Annotated in this window: 13 protein-coding genes and 1 pseudogene; 10 read left to right on the top strand and 4 right to left on the bottom strand. The window is 45.8% G+C overall.

What is annotated here, in order from left to right; all coding sequences use genetic code 11:
• Positions 1–170: 170 nt before the first annotated feature.
• The 8 genes from acs to OH456_RS22370 all read left to right on the top strand — a co-directional run bounded on the left by acs (position 171) and on the right by OH456_RS22370 (position 9,144).
• On the top strand, positions 171–2,120 hold the full coding sequence (gene acs / locus OH456_RS22405) for an acetate--CoA ligase (protein WP_198557243.1): 1,950 nt from the start codon (positions 171–173) through the stop codon (positions 2,118–2,120).
• Between the two features lie 275 nt (positions 2,121–2,395).
• Positions 2,396–2,845 (top strand): type II 3-dehydroquinate dehydratase, encoded by a 450-nt coding sequence (gene aroQ / locus OH456_RS22400; RefSeq protein WP_006073432.1) that lies wholly within the window; start codon positions 2,396–2,398, stop codon positions 2,843–2,845.
• Positions 2,846–2,906: 61 nt separating this feature from the next.
• A complete protein-coding gene (gene accB / locus OH456_RS22395) occupies positions 2,907–3,377 on the top strand; it encodes an acetyl-CoA carboxylase biotin carboxyl carrier protein (protein ID WP_006073430.1) in 471 nt (156 codons plus the stop codon).
• Positions 3,378–3,392: 15 nt separating this feature from the next.
• Positions 3,393–4,736 carry an acetyl-CoA carboxylase biotin carboxylase subunit gene (gene accC / locus OH456_RS22390; RefSeq protein ID WP_038223863.1) on the top strand — a complete coding sequence of 448 codons (1,344 nt, stop codon included), beginning with the start codon at positions 3,393–3,395 and terminating at the stop codon, positions 4,734–4,736.
• Positions 4,737–4,842: 106 nt separating this feature from the next.
• Positions 4,843–5,724, top strand: coding sequence for a 50S ribosomal protein L11 methyltransferase (prmA, locus tag OH456_RS22385; protein ID WP_031494195.1), 882 nt, complete (start codon positions 4,843–4,845; stop codon positions 5,722–5,724).
• Positions 5,725–5,924: 200 nt separating this feature from the next.
• Positions 5,925–6,893, top strand: a complete 969-nt coding sequence (gene dusB / locus OH456_RS22380; RefSeq protein ID WP_031494196.1) for a tRNA dihydrouridine synthase DusB — start codon at positions 5,925–5,927, stop codon at positions 6,891–6,893.
• Between the two features lie 23 nt (positions 6,894–6,916).
• Entirely contained in the window at positions 6,917–7,213 is a 297-nt protein-coding gene (fis, locus tag OH456_RS22375; protein ID WP_006073423.1) for a DNA-binding transcriptional regulator Fis, read from the top strand.
• A 287-nt stretch (positions 7,214–7,500) separates the two neighbouring features.
• Positions 7,501–9,144 (top strand): methyl-accepting chemotaxis protein, encoded by a 1,644-nt coding sequence (locus OH456_RS22370; protein WP_270034290.1) that lies wholly within the window; start codon positions 7,501–7,503, stop codon positions 9,142–9,144.
• Positions 9,145–9,292: 148 nt separating this feature from the next.
• On the opposite strand, the gene OH456_RS22365 is transcribed toward OH456_RS22370, so the two are convergent.
• From OH456_RS22365 to zntR, 4 genes are all read right to left on the bottom strand, one after another.
• On the bottom strand, positions 9,293–11,431 hold the full coding sequence (locus OH456_RS22365; protein ID WP_270034289.1) for a lysine decarboxylase CadA: 2,139 nt from the start codon (positions 11,429–11,431) through the stop codon (positions 9,293–9,295).
• 102 nt (positions 11,432–11,533) lie between these two features.
• Positions 11,534–12,880 (bottom strand): cadaverine/lysine antiporter, encoded by a 1,347-nt coding sequence (gene cadB / locus OH456_RS22360; protein WP_006073415.1) that lies wholly within the window; start codon positions 12,878–12,880, stop codon positions 11,534–11,536.
• 412 nt (positions 12,881–13,292) lie between these two features.
• Complete coding sequence (cadC, locus tag OH456_RS22355; RefSeq protein ID WP_062461653.1) at positions 13,293–14,885, bottom strand: lysine decarboxylation/transport transcriptional activator CadC; 1,593 nt, start codon at positions 14,883–14,885, stop codon at positions 13,293–13,295.
• A 172-nt stretch (positions 14,886–15,057) separates the two neighbouring features.
• A complete protein-coding gene (zntR, locus tag OH456_RS22350; RefSeq protein ID WP_124940521.1) occupies positions 15,058–15,453 on the bottom strand; it encodes a Zn(2+)-responsive transcriptional regulator in 396 nt (131 codons plus the stop codon).
• A 31-nt stretch (positions 15,454–15,484) separates the two neighbouring features.
• Between zntR and OH456_RS22345 the strand changes: the two are divergent.
• Positions 15,485–15,583, top strand: a pseudogene (locus OH456_RS22345) (phosphoribosylamine--glycine ligase); the annotation flags it as partial.
• A 156-nt stretch (positions 15,584–15,739) separates the two neighbouring features.
• Entirely contained in the window at positions 15,740–17,332 is a 1,593-nt protein-coding gene (gene purH / locus OH456_RS22340; RefSeq protein ID WP_270034288.1) for a bifunctional phosphoribosylaminoimidazolecarboxamide formyltransferase/IMP cyclohydrolase, read from the top strand.
• Positions 17,333–17,402: the final 70 nt, after the last annotated feature.

Here is a 17,402-nt window from a genome sequence, read left to right as displayed (position 1 = left end):
CAGAATGCGACTTAGCTCTCATTAACACAGGATTGTAAGTCATTAATTTTGTTTGTCTTTCCTATACTAAGCCTAAAGTCTAATTGCTGAATACCGCAATCTAGCCGAGAGTTAATACACGATCTAGTTCAGCCCTAGTCAAAAAAGCTCAATTCACAAGGAGAGAAGCAATGAGTGAAGTTCATGTTTATCCGGTAAAAGAAAATATTAAAACAAGCACTCACGCGGATGACGACACTTACCTATCCATGTACCAACAATCCGTCAGCGATCCTGAAGCCTTCTGGGGTGAGCATGGAAAAATCGTTGATTGGATTAAGCCATTTACCAAAGTAAAGCAAACCTCATTCGACACTGGACACGTTGATATTCGTTGGTTTGAAGATGGCACCCTGAACGTATCTGCCAACTGTATCGATCGTCACTTAGCGGATAAAGGTGATGAGGTTGCCATTATTTGGGAAGGCGACAACCCAGAAGATGACAAGACTCTAACTTTCAACGAGCTTCATAAAGAAGTGTGTAAGTTCTCTAATGCATTAAAAGCTCAAGGAGTTCACAAAGGCGATGTCGTCTGCCTCTATATGCCAATGGTGCCAGAAGCCGCCATCGCTATGTTAGCTTGTACTCGTATTGGTGCAGTTCATACGGTGGTATTCGGTGGTTTCTCGCCTGAAGCACTCTCTGGACGCATTATCGACTCCGATGCCAAGGTCGTTATTACGGCAGACGAAGGAGTACGTGGTGGACGTGCAGTTCCACTTAAGAAAAATGTCGATGAAGCACTGACCAATCCAGATGTAAAAACCATTAGCAAAGTGATGGTGCTAAAACGCACCGGAGGCGATGTCGAATGGCACGAGCACCGCGACGTTTGGTGGCATGAAGCGACAGCACAAGCTTCTGACGTTTGTCCTCCAGAAGAGATGAAAGCGGAAGATCCGCTGTTTATTCTGTACACCTCTGGCTCTACTGGTAAGCCAAAAGGTGTACTTCATACTACTGGTGGTTATCTCGTGTACGCCACCATGACCTTTAAATACGTTTTCGATTATCAACCAGGTGAAACCTTCTGGTGTACCGCTGATGTAGGTTGGATCACTGGCCATACTTATTTGGTTTATGGACCACTGGCAAACGGGGCTAAAACGATTCTATTCGAAGGTGTCCCAAACTATCCTGACACAAGTCGTATGAGCGAAGTGGTTGATAAGCATCAGGTTAATATTCTTTATACCGCCCCAACAGCAATCCGCGCATTAATGGCTAAAGGAGATGAAGCTGTCAAAGGCACGACTCGCGATAGTCTGCGCATCATGGGCTCGGTTGGTGAACCTATCAACCCAGAAGCTTGGGAATGGTATTACAAGACCATCGGCAATGAGAAATCACCAATCGTCGACACATGGTGGCAGACTGAGACGGGTGGCATTCTTATTACCCCATTGCCAGGAGCAACTGAACTGAAACCTGGCTCGGCAACACGTCCATTCTTTGGTGTTCAACCTGCTCTGGTAGACAACATGGGCAATGTTATTGACGGTGCTACCGAAGGTAACCTTGTCATTCTAGATTCATGGCCAGGTCAGATGCGCACGGTTTATGGTGACCATGACCGCTTTGAGCAAACTTACTTCTCTACATTTAAAGGCATGTACTTTACTGGTGATGGTGCTCGTCGCGACGAAGATGGCTATTACTGGATTACTGGTCGTGTTGATGATGTGCTGAACGTCTCAGGCCACCGTATGGGAACCGCCGAAATTGAATCCGCCTTGGTTGCCTTCGATAAAATTGCTGAAGCGGCCATTGTTGGTATCCCACACGATATTAAAGGTCAGGCAATTTACGCTTATATCACTCTTAATGACGGTGAATTCCCATCGGCAGAGCTGCATAAAGAAGTGAAAGATTGGGTGAGAAAAGAGATTGGCCCAATCGCTACACCAGATGTACTTCATTGGACTGACTCGTTACCTAAGACTCGTTCAGGTAAAATCATGCGCCGTATCCTACGCAAAATTGCGACTGGTGATACTAGCAACCTTGGTGATACCTCGACCTTGGCAGATCCAAGCGTCGTAGATAAGCTGATTGCAGAAAAAGCCGAACTTGCTTAACTTATTTGACACTTAATCAACAAACCGCCCGCTTTTCGGGCGGTTTTTTTGTATCAGGATTTATCAAGGTGACGTCAAAATGTGCTCTGTGTTGCAATTTTTCTGACAGACAAGAGGTGATTAGACCAGTAAATTGCTGCTAAATGCTGTGAATTAGCTATAATCTTGGTCAATTTTTAAAAATATGATGGTTATGAGCTTTTCATACCCTCATTTTTTTATGTAGACTTGAAATAAATCACGTTTATTTCACGTTAACCGAAGATGGCGACATTATGGCAGCAAAGTCACGAATTCTAGTTTTAAATGGACCAAATCTTAACCTCTTAGGTCTAAGAGAACCTGGTCATTATGGAAATGAAACACTAGCGCAAATCGTTGATAACTTAACTGATCAAGCATCACTTGCGGATATTGAATTGTCCCATCTCCAGTCAAATCGTGAATATGAACTGATTGAAGCCATCCATGCTGCGCATGGTAATACTGATTTTATCATTATTAACCCTGCTGCTTTTACGCACACGAGTGTTGCACTACGTGATGCATTACTGGGTGTTTCAATCCCATTTATTGAAGTGCACTTATCTAACGTTCATGCCCGAGAAACATTCCGTCATCATTCTTATTTGTCTGATGTTGCCCAAGGTGTTATCTGCGGATTGGGTTCGCAAGGCTATGAATTTGCGCTTTCAGCTGCCATTAAAGCCCTGAAAGCAAAATAACCAAATACTCTACGGCTCAATATTTGAGGCCGTCTTACTCACAAGATAAAGAGAAAGAAACATGGATATTCGTAAAATTAAAAAGCTAATTGAACTTGTAGAAGAATCTGGCATTGCAGAGCTAGAAATTTCTGAAGGTGAAGAATCGGTACGTATCAGCCGTAACAGTCCGGTCAGTGCAGCACCAGCACCAGTTCAATACGCAGCAGCACCTGCTCCAGCGGCAGCACCGGCACCTGCAGCAGCTCCTGCGGCGGCAGCGCCAGCAGCATCAGCAGACGAGCCAGCAGCTCCTGCGGGTCACCAAGTTCTTTCTCCAATGGTTGGTACGTTCTACAGCGCTCCAAGTCCAGATGCGAAACCATTTGTAAAAGTAGGCCAACAAGTTAACGCTGGCGATACTCTATGTATCGTTGAAGCGATGAAAATGATGAACCAAATCGAAGCAGACAAGTCTGGTGTGATTGCAGCAATCCTTGTTGAAGATGGCCAACCTGTTGAGTTCGATCAAGCTCTAGTAATTATCGAATAATAGAGAGCGCTCATTATGTTAGATAAATTAGTAATCGCGAACCGTGGTGAAATTGCACTACGTATTCTGCGAGCATGTAAAGAGCTAGGTATCAAAACGGTTGCTGTTCACTCAACGGCTGACCGCGATCTTAAGCACGTTCTACTAGCAGACGAAACCATTTGTATTGGTCCTGCACGCGGCATCGATAGCTACCTAAATATCCCACGCATCATTAGTGCAGCGGAAGTGACTGGTGCCGTTGCTATCCACCCGGGTTATGGTTTCCTATCTGAGAATGCTGACTTTGCTGAACAAGTAGAGCGTAGTGGTTTCATTTTTGTTGGTCCGAAAGCAGAAACGATTCGCCTGATGGGTGACAAAGTTTCGGCAATCAACTCGATGAAGAAGGCGGGTGTTCCTTGCGTGCCTGGTTCTGATGGTCCTTTAGACGACGACGAAACAAAGAACAAAGCGCACGCTAAGCGCATTGGCTACCCAGTCATCATCAAAGCCTCTGGTGGCGGCGGTGGTCGTGGTATGCGTGTCGTTCGTAGCGAAGGTGAGCTTATTGAAGCTATCGCTATGACACGTGCAGAAGCAAAAGCCGCTTTCAACAATGATATGGTTTACATGGAGAAATTCCTAGAAAATCCACGTCACGTTGAAGTTCAAGTGATTGCTGATGGCCAAGGTGGCGCAATTCACCTAGGTGAGCGCGACTGTTCTATGCAGCGTCGTCACCAAAAAGTAGTGGAAGAAGCTCCAGCTCCAGGCATTACAGAAGAAATGCGTAAGTACATCGGTGAGCGTTGTACTCGTGCATGTATTGAAATTGGTTACCGTGGTGCAGGTACGTTCGAATTCCTATACGAAAACGGTGAGTTCTACTTCATCGAAATGAACACTCGTATTCAGGTAGAGCACCCAGTAACAGAAATGGTAACGGGCGTAGACCTAATCAAAGAGCAGCTTCGTGTTGCTGCAGGCCAGCCACTGTCTTTCACTCAAGATGACATCAAACTTCGTGGCCACGCTATCGAGTGTCGTATCAATGCGGAAGATCCTGAGCGTTTCTTACCATGTCCAGGTACAATCACGCGTTTCCACGCGCCAGGTGGTATGGGTGTACGTTGGGAATCTCATATCTACACTGGCTACACTGTGCCTCCTCACTACGACTCAATGATCGGTAAGCTAATCACTTTTGGTGAGAACCGCGATGTTGCCATTGCTCGTATGAAGAACGCACTGGGTGAGATGATTGTGGAAGGTATTAAAACTAATATCACACTTCAAGAATCGATTATGAATGATGAGAACTTCCAACACGGTGGTGCCAACATTCATTACCTAGAGAAAAAGCTTGGCATGAGCTAAGCCCTTTCTAAAAATACTAAAAACCCACTACGGTGGGTTTTTTTATGCTCACTTAACGCGAATCTGCTACACTCTGCGCAAAATTCGTCAAGCAAGGACCCAACTCATGCCTTGGATTCAAATCAAACTAAATGCAACCAACGAAAACGCTGAACAAATCGGCGATATGTTGATGGAAGAAACTGGCGCTCTATCCGTCACCTTCCTAGATGCACATGATACCCCTGTTTTTGAGCCATTACCTGGCGAAACTCGTCTGTGGGGCGATACTGACATTGTGGCCCTGTACGATGCAGAAGCAGACACCAAGCTTATTTTGACCCAAATCACTGCGTCAAACATGCTCGCTGAGGGCTTTGCTCATAAAGTTGAACAGCTTGAAGACAAAGATTGGGAGCGTGAGTGGATGGAAAACTTCCACCCAATGAAGTTTGGCGAACGCCTGTGGATTTGCCCAAGCTGGCGCGATGTTCCAGAGCCAGATGCCGTAAATGTGATGCTAGACCCTGGTTTGGCTTTTGGCACAGGCACGCACCCTACTACAGCTCTGTGTCTTGAGTGGCTTGAATCTTTAGACCTTGCTGGCAAAACCGTTATCGACTTTGGTTGTGGCTCTGGGATCCTAGCAATCGCCGCGATCAAGCTTGGTGCAGCAAAAGTAATCGGGATCGACATCGATCCTCAAGCTCTAACCGCATCGAAAGATAATGCTGAGCGCAATGGCGTTGCTGACCAATTGGAGCTATTCCTACCACAAAACCAACCGGAAGGCTTAATTGCCGATGTGGTCGTTGCCAATATTCTTGCGGGTCCTCTTCGTGACCTATCTGGCATCATTAAAGGCTTAGTGAAAGAAGGTGGCCAACTTGCCATGTCTGGCGTGTTAGACACCCAAGCAGAAGATGTTGCGAACTATTACCGTGATGAGATGACTATCGACCCAATCGTTGAGCTCAATGAATGGTGCCGAATCTCGGGTAAAAAGTAACCATTATTATTTACAAAGCAGTGCGTTAGCTTGCTAACGCACTGCTTTTTTTTGTTGATACAGAATAGTTTTACCACTAAACGCCTGAAAATCAGGCAATTTGCAGAAACAAATTGTAAATGCTCAAATATTAGTCTTTTCACGCACCGAAAAAATGCGTAAAATGCGCGCCCTTGCTTGTGTAAACCTGTGGCAATGTTTTGAGAATCGGACAATACCAACTTAAGAACAATCTGATTGTGGCGCCTATGGCGGGTGTTACGGATAGACCGTTTCGAGAGTTGTGCCTTCGTTACGGTGCGGGAATGGCGGTCAGTGAAATGATGTCATCCAACCCGAAACTGTGGAAAACAGCTAAGTCACAGCAACGCATGGTGCACGAGGGTGAATCTGGTATTCGCTCGGTGCAAATAGCAGGTGCCGATCCCAAGCTTATGGCTGAGGCGGCACAATTCAGTGTTGAGAACGGTGCGCAAATCATCGACATCAACATGGGTTGCCCTGCTAAAAAAGTGAATAAAAAGCTCGCGGGCTCAGCTCTGCTTAAGTACCCAGACATTATCGAAGATATTCTGCGTACTGTGGTTGATGCCGTAGATGTCCCTGTGACATTGAAAACCCGTACGGGCTGGGATACAGACAATAAGAACTGTGTCCAAATTGCAAAACTAGCCGAAGACTGCGGCATACAAGCACTCGCCCTTCACGGTCGAACTAGAACTTGTATGTACAAAGGCGAGGCAGAATACGACAGCATCAAAGCGGTTAAAAACGCTATCTCTATACCGGTTATTGCTAACGGTGATATCGATAGCCCTGAGAAAGCGAAATTCGTACTGGATTATACCGGTGCAGACGCTTTGATGATTGGACGTCCGGCCCAAGGACGGCCATGGATTTTTGAGGAAATCCAACACTATTTGGAAAACGGTACACTGATGCCAGAGCGTCCCACCGAGGACGTACAAGGCATTTTGCTAGGTCATGTTCAGGCACTTCATCAATTTTATGGTGAATATTTAGGTCCACGCATCGCTCGTAAGCATGTTGGCTGGTATTTAAAAGAACATGAACAAGCCAGTGAGTTCCGCCGTGCCTTCAACGCGATTGAAGCGGCTAATGAGCAGCTAAACGCATTGCAAGGCTATTTTGAAAACGTTGCATCATAATTACGAGAAGAGCTAAACCGATTATGTTCGAACAAAATTTGACTTCAGAACCATTGACAGTTACTACAGTAACATCTCAAGACCAGATCACACAGAAGCCTCTACGCGACTCTGTAAAAGCGTCTCTAAAGAACTACCTTGCTCAATTAAATGGTCAAGACGTCACTGAATTGTATGAACTAGTTCTAGCGGAAGTAGAACAGCCGCTACTAGACACCATCATGCAGTACACTCGCGGTAACCAAACTCGCGCAGCAACTATGATGGGTATCAACCGCGGTACTCTTCGTAAGAAACTTAAGAAATACGGCATGAACTAATCCATTGTGATTGTTTTTGTGAAAAAGCCAGAGCCTAGCTCTGGCTTTTTTATTGTCTGTAGATCACAACTCTGCTGTTATCAGCCATATTGCATTCGATAAAACGGAACTTGGGTCAAATCTTAGACCATTAGGGAATAGCCGGATGTTTCACCATCACGTATCGTAGAACACACAATAACCACAAAACCTTGTCAGACTGGCCACACAATAACAAACAATGAAAGTCAGCATGCCAACTGCCCTGTTGGTAATGTGTTCACCTATAAGAAAAAGGAGTTCTTAGGATGAATGCCTCATTTTTGCGCCGTAGCTCTATTCAAACTCGTCTCTATCTACTGATAGCGATTGTCTCCATCACGCTGATGGTCCCGCTCGTTCTCGCACTAGTTGATTATCAACAATCCCTGATAGCGGCAAAGAAAACTAAAACTCGCCACTTAGTTGAGAGTGCCTACTCGCTTGTCGACCATTACCACCAGCAACAATTGTCCGGTCAGTTGAGTCAACAGCAGGCTCAAGCAGTGGCCGCTGAAGCGATTCAGAGCCTTCGTTATGAAGGGAACGATTATTTTTGGATTAACGATCTTACCCCCACCATGGTCATGCACCCTATCAAGCCCCAACTAAACGGGCAAAACCTTAGTCAAATTGCCGACCCTAGTGGCAAAAAACTGTTTGTTGAGATGGTGCAAGTTGCAAAACAACAACAAGCGGGCTTTGTACCTTATCTCTGGCCTAAACCTGGTTTAGAAACACCCGTAGAGAAAGTCTCTTATATCAAAGCCTTTAAGCCTTGGGGATGGATTATCGGCACTGGTGTCTATGTCGATGATGTTCAAGCGCAAGTCTGGCAAGCCATACAGAAAGTCTTAATAACCGTCGTGATCGCGTTGGCCTTTATGTTGGCATGTGCCACCCTCATCAGCCGCAGTATTGCGAAACCTTGCCGCGAAACATTAGAGGCACTGACAGAGATAGCCAGCGGTGACGGCGATCTATCGAAGAAGCTACCAGAGCAAGGCAATGATGAATTGAGCCATATTGCCGCTGCATTTAACCGCTTCACACATAAGTTGGAACACATCATTCGCGATATTAAGCCGGTAACCGACAACATAACCCAAGCTGCCATTTCCCTTAACGCTGTAGCACAAAACGGAGCGAGTCAGTCACAGCAGCAACAGCAAGCTGTGGATACCGTAGCGTCCGCTATGAACGAGTTGCATGCCAGTAACCAAGAAGTGGCCAACTCTGCTCAGCATGCCGCTCATGCTGCCACTTTAGCCAGTGAACAAGGACAGCAAGGTAGTGAAGTGATAGAACTTGCCGCGTCATACATGCAGTCCCTCTCAGAGCGTCTTACAGAAACGGATAACAACATCAAGCTACTGGCGAGTGACACCCAACAGGTAGGGGCCGTCTTAGAGGTGATTCGTGGCGTGGCTGAACAAACCAATTTGCTCGCGCTCAATGCTGCTATCGAAGCAGCTCGTGCGGGAGAGCAGGGTCGAGGCTTTGCGGTGGTTGCAGATGAAGTTCGCACATTGGCCACTCGCACTCAAAGCAGCACGGACGAAATCGAACTGATTATTCAGAAGTTGCAAAATCAAGCGGCGCAAGTAAGTCAATCGATGACCCAAACTCAGCAACAGTCACAACAAACATTAGAACAAGCGAGCAACGCCAAGCTCGCGCTGCAAGAGATTGACACCCAAGTGAACGCTATCGTTGCGCTGAATCAGCAAATCGCTGAAGCCAGTTCACAGCAAACCTTGGCGACTGACGAAATTAGCCAGAACTTAACACAAATTGCTGATCACGGTAATCAGTCAGCTCTAGAAGCTCAAAAACTGGCTCAAGCCAGTGAGCGGTTAATGGAAAACGGCCATCAACTCAGTTCTGGTATAAGCACCTTTAAAGTCTCTTAGCCTTAAGTACTAAGAATAAAAAAGGCGAACAGTCACGCTGTTCGCCTTTTTTATTAAGCGGTCGTCAATCGGGGTAGCGGCCATTCTCTAGGATGAGTGCATCAAGATGGAGCATGCAAAACGACATCAGACGCCCTAATCAATCTATTTATTGGTCTTTCAATACTTTAACGGTATAGCAGCCATCTTTCTGACGATAAACACCGTGAATATCAGTCTCAAAGCCTGGGTAATGCGCGCCGATTTCACACAGCATTTCCAAGAAATCCAACACAGGACGTGAACTATCAGTCACCATTTCACCCGGTAACACAAGTGGCACACCTGGAGGATAAGGTAAGATCATATTAGCACTGACACGACCCACCATCTCTTTTAAGTTAATCTCCTCAATTTGACCACGTAGCTCTTGTTGCCAAGCCGCATGTGGTGTGACTTTCATTTCAGGCAGAACATCGAATGCTTTGTACATCAATTCTGGTAATTGGTATTTCATTGTTAGCTCATGAATACCCTGAGCCACCTCTTGGATACGTTTGCCTTCATAGAAATGAGGGTCTTCTTGGTATAGTGACGGCAACATAGTACGTATGGTTAGGTTAAGGTCGAAACCGCGTTTAAACTCGGTTAAACCGCGCAGCAGTTGCATTGCTTTAGATTTATCGATACCAATGGAGAACAAGAACAACAAATTGTATGGGCCTGTTTTCTCCACCACGATACCGCGTTCGTCAAGGTATTTAGCAACTAGGGAAGCCGGAATACCGGTTAATTCCATCTCACCAGACTTACTCATACCCGGAGTCAATAGCGTGATTTTGATTGGGTCTAAGTACATGTGGTCATCGTCTAGATCTTTAAATCCATGCCATGTCTCTTTAGGATCTAATTTCCAGCATTCTGTTGTGTCGATGTTGTCAGGCTGCCATACATCGAAGAACCAGCCTTCACTTTCACCTCTAAGGCGTTTGATCTCTTTACGGAAACGAATCGCTCGGTCGATAGAGTCTTGCATCAACTTACGCCCTGTATTACCACGCATCATTGCCGCTGCCGTTTCTGTTGATGCCACAATGCCGTATTGTGGTGAGGTTGAGGTGTGCATCATAAATGCCTCATTGAAAGAAGCTTTATCGAACTCACCTTTAATATGAATCATAGAAGCTTGAGAGAAGGCAGCTAACAATTTGTGAGTCGATTGTGTCTCATAGAACACTTTACCCGGCATTGCTTCACCGCTCATGCCACACTTACCATCATAAATAGCGTTGAAATTAGTGTAAGGCACCCAAGCACTGTCAAAATGAATGTGCTTACAATCCAAAGACTCTTTGATGAACTGGGTATTGTAAAGCAGACCATCGTACGTTGAGTTGGTGACTACCGCATAGGTCGGTGCGCTAGCTCCTTCAGTATTTGCTACTTTGTTAGCAATAACCTCACGGCTAAACTCGCGTTGTGGAATCCCCCCAAGAATACCGTAAGCATTGCGAGTTGGACGGAAGTAAATCGGTGTCACGTCGCTCATCATCATTAAATGAGTTAGTGACTTATGACAGTTACGATCCACAAGCACAGTACTGCCCGCTGGCGCAGAGTACATACCGACGATTTTGTTCGATGTCGATGTACCGTTAGTTACAATGTAAGAACTGTCCGCGTTAAATGTTCTCGCAATATACTCTTCCGCTTCTTTGTGTGGACCAGAATGATCAAGTAACGATCCTAGTTCAGGCATAGAGATTGAGACATCGGCCTTGAAGGTATTTGGGCCATAGAAGTCGTAGAAAATACTTCCCGCTGGGCTTTTTTGGAATGCCGTGCCTCCCATATGTCCTGGAGTACAGAAAGTGTATTTTCCTTCTTCGACATATTTAAATAACGCTTTAGTGAATGGCGGCATGATAGCGTTTTTATACGCTTCCGTTGCTTGGTTCACTTTGATGACAATATCGTCCGCCATACCTAAAGCGTACTCAAAGAAACTGACATTTAAACGCAGATCCGTCAGTGAAATATCCAATGTAGATTGGTCATTAGCAAACGCGTGTACTGGCAGCTTCTCATTTACTGCGCTGATGCGCTCACAAAGATTGAGCGAGTATTTATCCCAGTCAAACAGCACACCACAGACGCGGGGATTCATTTCAATCAGTTTAATTAGGTCTTTGTCGTCAACTGGGTAAACTACGTCATAGCCTGCTTTTTCTAGCGCAGCGTGCAGTTGACGAACTGGCTCTTCTTTGAAGAACACACCCATGTGATTAAGGATTGCGAAAATATTCATTTGGACATCTCCAAGGTGAATGAGGGCGCTCCCTGCCAAAGACAGTGAGTAAATAGAGCGCCTAGGAATAAGTGGGCTGGTGCACTTCGCACCAGCGAAGAATTAGTGACTCGCTTGTTGCGAAGACAGTTCGTTAGGGTGTTGCTCCATGTACTGAGCTAAGCCCGCTTTTTTGCTGTAGAACATCAAGATGATGAGTGACATGATGAAGGTGGCTGTTAACGTTGTTCCTTCTGCTCCTGCTAATGCCACCATGCAGAACAAGCATGCGATACCAGAGAAGAACATCACGAAACCATTGCGAGTCGTCATACCTTCAAAACGAATCAAGTTAATGCTGGAGTAGAAGTAAGGCAGCATAGTGAGCAATACGGCATCAGTCGTCAGTTGATTAAATAGGTCTGCTGCGTGAGCAGTTTTTGAACTGAACACCATTAATACGCACATTAATGCTGTCATTTTGATGGAAGCTAGAATGAGACCTTTTCTAGGAACACCGTTTTTATCGACTTCACCATAAATTTTCGGGAAGTTGCCATCATTGGCCGCACGTTTACCGGCTTCACCCACCAACATCATCCAAGAACCCAAAGAGGTAAAACAGGCCAGTGCAGTGAAAGCGGCAACGAAAGGCGCGGTCCAGTGACCAAAGATCTCTGTGGTGGCTAGTGCAAACGGTGCACCAGATGCAGCGACTTCAGAAGCAGGGAACATACCGCTGATCATTTGAGTCGACACAATGTAAATCACACCAGCAATAGCGGTCCCTAACATGGTTGCTAGTGGAACAGTACGTTTTGGGTTATCCACCATACCGGAAGACACCGCTGCCGATTCGACACCAACAAAAGACCATAGACAAATCAATACCGCCGCGATAACAGCGTGACTATCACTGCCTGCAGAGACATTCCAGTTTTGGCTGTACAACGCAGGTTCAAAGTGCGTCCAACCAAATAACGCGGTACCGAGCACAGGGATGAGGATAAGCACAAGCCCCAATGTACATAAGCGGCTAACCCAACTACCACCAAGCAAGTTCACCATAGTGAATACCCAAACCGAGGCAATCGTCGCAAGACCGGCAGGAATCGGGTTGTTTAAGACTGGGAAAAAGACCGAGAGATAAGAAACACCTGTAATTGCAATCGCTAAATTACCGATCCAGTTTGCGTGGTAATAGAGCACACCGGTTTGGAAGCCAAACACAGGAGAAATTTCACCGGCATACGCGATAGGTCCCCCCTCTTGAGGGTTCTTCGTTGCCAAACGTGCAAACACAAATGCAAGGCTCAACGCGCCAACAATACATATCACCCAGCTATAGAGTGAAATGGAACCCACAGCCGCCAGGCTCGATGGTAACAACGCAATACCACTGCCCATCATGTTACCCGCCACAACACCAGTACAGGCAATGAGGCCGATTTTCTTTGTATTCGATGACATAACATCTCCAAATTAGTTCTACTTGAACGTCATGCGTTCAAACTGAAGCCGATTCGAGATGTCACCGTAAGAAGGTTGAGCAACACCTCGTGAATTTTCGAGATGCAGGTTACGCCCAATTTCAAGCAAAGAAATCAATCTGAAGTTATCAATAAAACCATTAGCTAGAAACGTTAAACCTTGATATAAACCTTATCAAAAATAAAATTAAACCGTTAAAAAACAATGAGATGAGAAAAATAAACTACCAAGCTAAACCATTCTAAAAATATCAAGGTGAGCCTTTATCACCAAAAACGTACTTTCCTGATATCAAGACAGCCCTATGCCAGATACAAAAACGCCCTCCAATAAGGAGGGCGAGTATTTGAGTATGGGTGCGCTACTGAATTCTCTACGCGCTCAACAAGGATTAGATAAGTCGGACAACAGAAGGATGAACTGCACGATACATGGCGTGGTCAATCTGTTTTAGATTGCTATAAAAAATCAGATTTTCGCACAACAAGTAGGTTTCTACGGACGTATCAATATAGAAGGCTTCACTGTAGGCCTCACTTGCACTATCCACATCCCCTGATAACTCAGCGTGCTTACCTTTAATGATATAAGCCAACACAGAATCACGAAGTTGAAGCGCTTGGTTCAGGTAGGCGGCGGCCTGCTCTTGGTCTCCCACCATGGTTTCATGTAAAGACAGTGCCTCGTAGATACGCGGTTGTATCGGTCCATTCGATGTCGCAAGGTATTGTTTTAGCGCACCACTGAGTTTGCCTAACTTCTCTTGGGTTAAAGGGCTGCTCTCGTCTAAAGCACTTCTAACATAATAGGCGGCCAGCAATTCAGACTGTACATAGGCGTTATCCGGCTCTTGCTCTACCACCTTTTCCAACAAATCAATGCCATATTGGAACTGCCTAACATCAGACATATTCAAATAATGGTTAGCACGAATAAACAACCCTAGTGCTTCAGGGTCACTAGGTACTCCAGCCATCATGGTCACCGCACGTTGCTCAGCATTCGCTACATTAAGCACTCGCATCAAATCTAAGGAGCTTTGTTTGAGTACAGATTTCAAATGCTTGTCGGCTAAGGCATATTGACGGCTAAACAACACTTTTTCGGAGGAGTTATCTCGATATTCCAATTCAAGAAAGTCGCGGCCATCGTCTTCATCCACTCTTACCAGTACAGTTTTACCGGGGACAATTCCCGTTTTGAATGCCGTTTTATGCAGCATCACCCGATAGCCACTGACTTGAGTAATATCCGACATCAACTTTTGAGCAAAACCATCCGCCAGTTCATAACTGCGCCCCAAGCTGCGGATACCATCTTGAAACTCAAACTCGATAAGATGCGTATCGATAACCTGAGTTATGCTCACTTCCGACTGCTGGTAGGTAAAAATGCCAATCGCGGCCACCAAAATACCAATCCAAATTGCGTTGATAACCCCTAAACGCCATGGACTTAACAGGCGTTTGGGCTTTTTACTTCGCGTTGCCTTCTGCTTCTGGTACAGAGCTCGAGTCAATGGCGCAGCCGGAAAAGCGATCGCTTCCTGAGTATCGGTGTCACTCTCCGCAACTATTGGATCGGATTTAGAGTGTAACGTTAACGTCTCCGAACTTGCAGGGGCAATAGAAGAAGATCGATATTGAAGAAATTGCTCTGGCGTCATTGGTGTGACGGCAGCCACTAGTTTGTAGCCACGTTTGGGCACCGTTCCGACATAATGCAGATTCTCTTCACGACCATCTCGGAGGATTTTTCGCAGTTCAAACACAGACTGAGTCACAACCTGATCAGTGACAATGGCGCCGTCCCAAACGTAACGAATTAGTTCATCGCGACAGTAGACTTGGCCAGAGTGTTCGGCTAAGAAATGTAATAGATTGATTAAGCGTGGTTCAACAGAGACTTCCCTATCTTGTCGATACAGCTTATTTTCATCAACACTGAGAACCCAGTCGTTGATTTGAAAATAGACCTCTACCATATGAATTTTCGTCTCTCACATACACGTCCCCGCACTTTATAGCCCCACGCTACCAGCGGATGACGGTGGAAAGGCGCGATTATAGAGGTCTTGAGAGTTTTCACCTATACAATGCCGATGATCAAAGGTGCAAACTAAGGTTGGTAGCCTCGCGGATAGCTATGAGGTGTGGTTATTCCAACGCCGCTAATATAGAGCAATGACTGGCATCATGACTATGCCCACAACACGCGTCATTGATTTTTTTCAACGCGGTCCGAATACGTGTTAGCTCCGCTATTTTCTCATCGATGATGCTAAGTTTGGCAGAGGTGATAGCTTTCACCTCTGCACAGCTATGCTCGGTAGCTTCAAGTTTAATGCCTAGCAGTTCTTTGATTTCGTCTAGGCTCAAGCCGAGCTCTTTGGCTTTTAAAATAAAGCTAACCTGCTTTTGGCTCTCTTCATTATAAAGACGATACCCCGATTCACTGCGCCCTGCGGGAGCGATAAGTTGGTTTTTCTCATAAAATCGCAACGTATCCGCTGTGACTTTGCAGCGTTTTGCTAACTCACCTATCTGAAACATAACCGTTTAAATTAACCTCTTTGTTACAAAACTGGCCTATAATCCTTTTTTTTGCACTTTTTTTTGCGATGCCAAACGATTGCGCGAGCTTTTTTGTAATAGATTGGTTAGAATACGCGCCATCGACATAAATGATGCTTTTTTGCTCAAGGATAATTGCCAAAGTATTAGTGACCTGTCCTTATGATGGTGCAAGCCACGCTATTTTGGCAACTATCTTTATGCCGTAGGTATAAACACCTACACACAGCAACGTTAACTCCGTGATTTTGAGGAAGACAGAAGCATGAATAACGCTCGTCCAATTCGCCGCGCTCTTATCAGCGTATCTGACAAAACTGGTATTGTTGAGTTTGCCGAAGCGCTAGCACAACGTGGTGTTGATATCCTATCAACAGGTGGTACAGCTCGCCTACTTGCAGAGAAAGGCATCGCAGTAACTGAAGTATCTGACTACACAGGCTTCCCTGAAATGATGGATGGTCGCGTCAAGACTCTGCACCCTAAAGTTCATGGTGGTGTGCTAGGTCGTCGCGGTCAAGACGACGCTGTTATGGAAACACACGGTATCAACCCTATCGATATGGTTGTCGTTAACCTTTATCCATTCGCAGAGACGGTTGCTAAAGAAGGCTGCACGCTAGAAGACGCCGTTGAGAACATTGATATCGGTGGTCCAACTATGGTTCGCTCTGCTGCGAAAAACCACAAAGATGTGACTATCGTTGTTAACGCACACGACTACGACCGCGTTATTGCTGAAATGGACGCAAACAAAAAGTCTCTGACTCTAGAGACACGTTTTGACCTAGCTATCGCTGCGTTCGAGCACACAGCTTCTTACGACGGCATGATCGCTAACTACTTCGGTACTATGGTTCCATCTTACGGTGAGAACAAAGAGGGTGATGAAGAGTCTAAATTCCCACGTACGTTCAACCAACAGTTCGTGAAGAAACAAGACATGCGCTACGGTGAAAACAGCCACCAAGACGCTGCATTCTACGTAGAAGCAAACCCAGAAGAAGCGTCTGTATCTACCGCTCACCAAATTCAAGGTAAAGCGCTGTCTTACAACAACATCGCTGACACTGACGCTGCACTTGAGTGTGTGAAAGAGTTTGATGAACCAGCTTGCGTTATCGTTAAGCACGCAAACCCATGTGGTGTTGCACTGGGTAAAGACATCCTTGAAGCGTATGACCGCGCTTACAAAACTGACCCAACATCAGCGTTTGGCGGCATCATCGCCTTCAACCAAGAGCTAGATGCAGAAACAGCGAAAGCCATTGTTGAGCGTCAGTTCGTTGAAGTGATTATCGCACCTTCTGTTTCAGTTGAAGCAGTAGAAGTGGTTGCCGCTAAGAAAAACGTTCGCCTACTAGAGTGTGGCGAGTGGACAACTAAAACAAACGGTTTTGACGTTAAGCGCGTTAACGGTGGTCTTCTGGTTCAAGACCGTGACCAAGGCATGGTATCACTTGATAACCTTAAAGTAGTTTCTAAGCGTCAACCGACCGAAGAAGAGCTGAAAGATGCACTATTCTGCTGGAAAGTGGCTAAATACGTGAAATCCAATGCGATCGTTTACTCGAAAGGCGACATGACTATCGGCGTAGGTGCTGGTCAAATGAGCCGCGTGTACTCTGCGAAAATTGCTGGTATCAAAGCTGCTGACGAAGGTCTGCAGGTTGAAGGCTGCGTAATGGCATCAGATGCGTTCTTCCCGTTCCGTGATGGCATTGACGCTGCAGCAGAAGCTGGTATCAAGTGCGTTATCCAACCAGGTGGCTCTATGCGCGATGACGAAGTTATCGCAGCCGCTGATGAGCATGGCATGGCGATGATCTTCACAGGCATGCGCCACTTCCGTCACTAATTACTCATCGCATTTGGTGCTGTAGCCACATTAGCGCTGCAACACCAACTGCTTAGAGTAATCCAAATTT

It is taken from the genome of Vibrio sp. La 4.2.2 (genome assembly GCF_027586995.1).
Classification (GTDB): Bacteria; Pseudomonadota; Gammaproteobacteria; order Enterobacterales; family Vibrionaceae; genus Vibrio; species Vibrio mediterranei.
The sequence above is the reverse complement of the archived record's forward strand: the minus strand, read 5'-3'. Positions and strand labels throughout refer to the sequence as shown.